Here is a 5,838-nt window from a genome sequence, read left to right as displayed (position 1 = left end):
GGCGGCGGCGACCTCGCCGGCGAGGTCCTCGGCGCGGTCGCGTTCGGCGGCGGCCCGGGAGGCGAGGGCGTGGGCGAGCCGGCGGGTGCGGCGTTCGGCGGTGCGGTGGGCCTCGCGGACGGTCTCGCGGGCGGTGGTGGCCTCGGCGATCCGCTCCAGCAGTTCCAGCGAGCCGGCGGTGAAGTCGCGTTCGGCGGTGAGTTCGGAGCGCAGGCCGAGTTTGGCGGCGAAGCCGTGCACGAGGTCGGCGAGGCCGTCGGTGTCCCGGGTGTCGGTGACGGCGCGCAGCAGCAGGTCGGTGAAGTCCTTGTCCTGCTTGACCGCGAAGAGGCCGGCCGCCTCGCCCTCGTCGGCGTTCATCTCGCGCTGGTAGCGGAAGAGTTCGGGGTCGAGGCCGAGTTCGCCGAGGTGTTCGGTCCAGCGGTCGTGGCCGTCCTCGAAGACCAGGTCGAGGTGGGGGTGGGCCTTGCCGGCCTCGGTGAGGGCGTCGCGGAAGCCCTTCATGGTGCGGCGCCGGCCGCGGGCCTTCTGGTCACCGGCCAGGCTGACCCGTTCGGCGACCGGGAGGGAGTCGAGGGTGAGGCCGGGGCCGGGGCGGAAGGAGTACCAGGTCTCGGCGAACTTGCGCGGGTCGGAGGAGACCTGGCGGCCGCGCCACTCGCTGACCTTGCCGACCACGATCGGCTCGCCGGTGACGGTGTGCTGCCACTCCAGGGCGACGTGGCCGCAGTCGTCGGCGAGCAGGAACTTGCGGAGCACGCCGGAGCTGGCGCCGCCGAGGGTGTTGCGGTGGCCGGGCAGCATGACCGAGAAGATCAGCTTGAGCAGGACGGACTTGCCGCCGCCGTTCTCCAGGAAGAGCACGCCGGCCGGGGCGGGGCGGCGGACCGGGCCGTCGGCCTCCTCCCCGAACAGGCCGATCTGCCGGGGCACCGGGTCGGCGACGGGCTCGCCGACGCCGCGCAGGTCGAGCACCGTGTCGGCGTAGCGCGCGCCGGCCGGTCCGATCGAGTAGAGGCGGACCCGGTTGAGCTCGTACATGTGCGGCGGTTCTCCAGGAGGCGGGTGGGATCGGAGGGCGGGGCGGGCGGCCGGCGGACGCGGGGGCCGGCGCTAGAGGGAGTGGAACGGCAGGCCGGCGTCGGCGACCAGGTCGTCGCCGGTGTCGGGGGGCAGCAGGGAGGCGGTGCCGTCGGAGACCGGGACGACGCCGAGGTCGATCAGTTCGGCCATGGCGGCGGTGCCGGCCAGGTCGCGGACCTGGAGCTGGTAGCGGGCGGTGGTGCGGTAGGTGCCGCCGGCGTCGTCCGAGACCTTCTGCAGGAAGCCGGAGTCGACCAGGAAGAGCACGGCCTTGGCGACGATGCCGATGGTGGAGCCGGAGAGCCGGCGGGCGTCCTTGGTGGCGCCGGTGGCGGTGCGCCGGGCCCAGACCCGCCAGGCGGCCTCCAGGCCGGGGGCGTCGCTCTGCGGGTCGGTGTTGTCGCCGTCGGCGGCGGCCTGCTCCTCCAGGCGGCGGCAGGCCTGGCGGACGAAGGAGTCGATGCCGTTGACGGTGATCCGGCCGAGGTAGCCGTCGTCGGCGAGGTCCTCGGGGCGGGGGAAGGCCATCGCGGCGACGGCCAGATGGGCGAGGCCGTGGAGGAAGCGGTCGGTGGACTCGGAGGCGGCGCGGCGCGAGTAGTCGCCCATCCGGACGGCGAAGAGGGAGTCCTCGGCGGCGGCGACGGCCATGCCGGCGCGCGGGGAGACCTCCAGCACGACCAGGCCCATGCCGGTGGCGACGGCGTCGGCGAGGCGGGCGAAGGGCGGGTCCTCGCGGTGGCGGCGGACGAGTTCGGCGTACTCGGCGTCGCGGGCGGGGAGCAGCTTGGCCTGGAGGCCGAAGGAGACCAGGCGGGCGGCGTCGGCGACGTCGGCCGGGGTGATCGGCGCGGGGGCGGCCGGTTCGGTCTCGGGCGCCCAGGACGTGTCGTGGTGGGTCGTCACGGGCGGTGCTCCTCGGGGGCGTTGCGGGGGTGTGCGGGTGGGGTGGCCGGCCGGGGCGGACGGGGTCAGCCGGCGTCCTTGCGGTCGGCGGCCATGCCGACGGCGTCGAGCAGGGCGCTGCCGACGATGAGGTCGGCGCCGCCGAACTCCCGGTCGTGCAGCGGGGTGCCGTCGTCGACGGCGAAGAGCAGCCGCTCCTCGCCCTGCCGGTAGGCGGTGCCGACCGGCGGGCTGGCCGCGTGCACGGCCAGCAGGGCGACCAGGTACGGCAGCTCCGGGTCCTGCGCGCGGGCCTCGGCGAGCAGGCCGGAGAGCCGGCGCGGCGCGTCGGGGGGCAGGTCGAGCAGGTCGAGGGCCGCTTCCAGCTGCTGCTCGGTGAACCGGCTGTCGTCGGGGGTGGCGACGAGGTCCGGGTCGGGCAGCTCGGCGCCGAGGTGCTCGCGCTCGACCGGCGGGGTGAGCAGCAGGTCGACGAGGTCGGCGACGCGGACCGAGACGGGGGTGCGCAGGCCGGTGCCGCGGGCGAAGAAGGCGCCGGTGGGGCGGACGGCCTGCGCTATCGGCAGCCGGAGCACCGGGGCGAGCAGCTGGCCGTAGAGGTCGATGCCGCTGCGGGCGCCGGGGGTGGCGAAGGCCTGCCGGTCCTGCTCGGCGCGGAACAGCGGGCCGGCCTCCAGGAGCCGGGTCTGCAGCTGGGTGTGGCGGCGGATGCAGTCCTTGACGATGTCGACCAGCTCGGCGGCGCGGCGCTTGTGCTCCGGTTCCTCGGCCTCGTCGCGGGCCTTGCGGATGTTGGTGAGGATCGCGTTCTCGTGCCGGTAGCGGTCGGCGATGTGGTCGAGCGCCTCGTCGATGAGGTCCGGGATCGCCCGCATCCAGTCGACGGCGCGGACGTTGCGGCGGGTGGCCTCCAGGGCGCGGCGCAGCGTCTCGGCGTACTGGACGGTGCGGTAGCGGGCCTGCTCGGCGGCGAGCTGGGCGTCGGCCAGGCGGCCGCGCCGGATCAGCACCTCCAGCTTGACCTCGGCGGCGATCTGGGCGGAGGTGACGTCGGTGTCGAGGGCGCCGACCAGGACGTTGACCGCCTCGTCGGTGGTGCGCAGGTAGACGCCGCCGTCGGGGCCCGGGACCTCCTCGATCAGCTTGAAGTCGTAGTCGCGGCGGACGTAGTCGCCGTCGGCGGTGAAGGTGCCGTAGACGGCGCGGAAGCCCCGGTCGACGCTGCCGACGTTGATCAGCGACTCCAGCACCCAGCGGCCGACCCGCTGGTGCTCGGCGGTGGAGCGGCCGGGCGCCTGGGCGGCGACCCGGGGCAGCAGCCGGGCGAGCACCGTGTCGCGGTCGGCGCCGGTGTCGAAGTCCATGGTGAGGGTGACCAGGTCGATCGCGGCCAGGCCGACCTCGGCCATCGCGTAGCCGCCGTACTCGCCGGCCAGCATCACCTTGCGGTTGTCCAGGTCGTGCAGCGGGGCGGTGCAGGCCAGCGCCTTGAGCCGGCGGGCCAGGCCCTCGTCGGCGGCGGGGCCCGGCGCGGGCCGCGCGGCGGCGACGGCGGCCCCGGCGAGCGGCCGGGTGCCGTGCTCGGNNNNGGCGGCCGGGGGCCGTGCTCGGTGGGCTGGTCGGCGATGACGGTCACGGGGGACAAGACTAGAGGCAGGGGCCGACATCGACCGAAACGGACCTTCCGGACAGGCGCCCGGCACCCGCCGACGCCCTGTTGAACGCGTTCGACTCCCTTACCGGGAGGCCGGTCCGGGGAATCCCGACTCATTGGCGATTTATCGATATGTCGTTCGGACTGGAGGGCGGCCCGGCCGGACGGGCCGGCGGCGCGGGGCCCGCCGCGGCGCAGGCCCTACCATCTGGCTCAACAGCTGCTGGAAGGCGGACGGGCGTGGCCGACGCGGTGATCGATCTCAATGCGGACCTCGGCGAGGGGTTCGGACGCTGGACGCTGACCGACGACGAGGCCCTGCTCTCCGTCGTCACCAGCGCCAACGTCGCCTGCGGCTTCCACGCCGGGGACCCCTCCACCATGCGCCGGGTCTGCGCGCTGGCCGCCGAGCGCGGCGTCAGGATCGGCGCCCAGGTCTCCTACCGGGACCTCGCGGGCTTCGGCCGCCGGGCGATGGACGTGCCGCCCGAGGAGCTGGCCGACGAGATCGCCTACCAGATCGGCGCCCTCCAGGTCTTCGCCCGCGCCGCCGGCTCCCGGGTCTCCTACGTCAAGCCGCACGGCGCCCTCTACAACCGGGTGGTCGCCGACGGCGAACAGGCGGAGGCGGTGGTCGCCGGGATCCTTCGGTCCGGGGCGGTCAGCGAAGGCCCGCTGCCGGTGCTCGGCCTGCCCGGCTCCCGACTGCTGGCGGTCGCCGGGGACGTCGGACTGCCGGTGGTCACCGAGGCGTTCGCCGACCGCGCCTACACCTGGGCCGGCACCCTCGTCCCGCGCCGGGAGCCCGACGCCGTGATCCACGAGCCCGAGAAGGTCATCACCCGGGCGGTCGGCATCGCCCGCGACGGCACCGTCGAGGCCGTCGGCGGCGAGCCGGTCGCCGTCGAGGCGCGCTCGCTCTGCGTCCACGGCGACACCCCCGGCGCCGCCCAGCTCGCCTGGCGGATCCGCGGCGCGCTCGCCTCGGCCGGCGTCCGGGTGGAGGCGTTCACATGACCGGAACCGGCCCGGGGGCGGTCCTCCGGCCGGTGGGCGAGCGGGCCCTGCTGGTGGAACTCGCGGACACCGCCGAGGTCACCGCCCTCTACGGCTGGCTGCGCGAACGCCAGGCGGCCGGCGAACTCCCGCCGGTCGGGGAGATCGTGCCCGCCGCCCGCACCGTCCTGCTGGACGGCGTGGCGGACCTCGGCGCGCTGACCCGCGCGCTGCGAACGGCCCGGCCCGACCCGGCGTCCACCGCCTCCGGCCCGCTCGTCGAGGTGCCCACCGTCTACGACGGCGCCGACCTCCCCGAGGTCGCCCGCCGGTGGGGCGTCTCCCCCGAGGCGGCCGTGCGGATCCACACGGAGCCCGAGTACGTCGTGGCGTTCTGCGGCTTCGCCCCCGGCTTCGGCTACCTCACCGGCCTGCCCGCGCGCTACGAGGTGCCGCGCCGCGCCACCCCGCGCAGCGGCGTCCCGGCCGGCTCGGTCGCCCTGGCCGGCCCCTACACCGGCGTCTACCCGCACCCCTCCCCCGGCGGCTGGCAACTCCTCGGCCGCACCGCCCTCCCCCTCTGGAACCCCGCCCGCACCCCGCCCGCCCTGCTCACCCCGGGCACCCGGGTGCGCTTCACCCCCACCCGCGACACGCCGTGACGGCGCCCCGGCCCCGTGGCCCGCGCGTGGGCGGGGCGGTGGCCACCCCGGCCTCGGCGGAGGGATCCGCCGGGCCGGGCCGAGGAGTGGCACGGCGACGGCCGACAGCTGGAGAGACGGCATGACGAACACCATGGTCGTGGCCCGGTCAGAGCCACTGCCACCGGCGGGGGCGCGCGACGCATCGGCGCCGACGGCCGGGGAGACGGTATGACGGACGCGATGGTCGTGGTGCGGTCGGGGCCGTTGAGCACGGTGCAGGACCTCGGGCGGCGCGGGGTGGCGCACCTCGGGGTGCCGCGGGCGGGGGCACTCGACGAGCCGGCGTTGCGGGCGGCCAACCGGCTGGTGGGCAATGCGGCCGGGGCGGCGGGGGTGGAGGCCACGCTGGGCGGGGTCGCGGTGCGGGCGCTGCGGCCGCTGGTGGTCGCGGTGACCGGCGCGCCGTCCCCGGTGCGGGTGGACGGCCGGCCCGTCGCCTGGGGTGCGCCGGTGCTGGTGCCGGCCGGGGCGGTGGTGGACGGCGGCGCCGCGCTG

General features: G+C 76.3%; 5 protein-coding genes and 1 pseudogene. 3 read left to right on the top strand and 3 right to left on the bottom strand.

All coding sequences use genetic code 11. The annotated features are described in order from the left end of the window. The 3 genes and pseudogenes from ABD308_RS15190 to ABD308_RS15180 form a co-directional block, all read right to left on the bottom strand. Positions 1-1,041 (bottom strand): annotated as a pseudogene (locus ABD308_RS15190) (hypothetical protein); the annotation flags it as partial. A 72-nt stretch (positions 1,042-1,113) separates the two neighbouring features. Continuing rightward, positions 1,114-1,989 carry a hypothetical protein gene (locus tag ABD308_RS15185; protein WP_344333821.1) on the bottom strand — a complete coding sequence of 292 codons (876 nt, stop codon included), beginning with the start codon at positions 1,987-1,989 and terminating at the stop codon, positions 1,114-1,116. A 65-nt stretch (positions 1,990-2,054) separates the two neighbouring features. Then, the gene (locus ABD308_RS15180) at positions 2,055-3,656 is read right to left on the bottom strand and encodes a hypothetical protein (protein WP_344333820.1); all 1,602 of its coding nucleotides are present in this window, start codon (positions 3,654-3,656) and stop codon (positions 2,055-2,057) included. Positions 3,657-3,895: 239 nt separating this feature from the next. Here ABD308_RS15180 and ABD308_RS15175 point away from each other — a divergent pair, with 239 nt between their 5' ends. From ABD308_RS15175 to ABD308_RS15165, 3 genes are all read left to right on the top strand, one after another. Then, positions 3,896-4,660, top strand: coding sequence for a LamB/YcsF family protein (locus ABD308_RS15175; RefSeq protein ID WP_425554771.1), 765 nt, complete (start codon positions 3,896-3,898; stop codon positions 4,658-4,660). Then, positions 4,657-5,301, top strand: coding sequence for a 5-oxoprolinase subunit PxpB (gene pxpB / locus ABD308_RS15170; RefSeq protein ID WP_344333816.1), 645 nt, complete (start codon positions 4,657-4,659; stop codon positions 5,299-5,301). Before ABD308_RS15175 ends, pxpB begins: the two co-directional genes overlap by 4 nt. A 210-nt stretch (positions 5,302-5,511) precedes the next feature. Next, a partial coding sequence (locus tag ABD308_RS15165; protein WP_486327026.1) for a 5-oxoprolinase subunit C family protein occupies positions 5,512-5,838 on the top strand: 327 nt, incomplete at its 3' end.

The organism is Kitasatospora putterlickiae (assembly GCF_039527695.1).
GTDB classification, from domain to species: domain Bacteria; phylum Actinomycetota; class Actinomycetes; order Streptomycetales; family Streptomycetaceae; genus Kitasatospora; species Kitasatospora putterlickiae.
Note: the sequence above shows the minus strand (reverse complement) of the source record. Positions and strands in the feature narration are given on the sequence as shown.

Excerpts from the sequence above, each read along its gene's own strand:
- pxpB (WP_344333816.1), top strand. The coding sequence starts at position 4,657 with ATGACCGGAACCGGCCCGGGGGCGGTCCTCCGGCCGGTGGGCGAGCGG.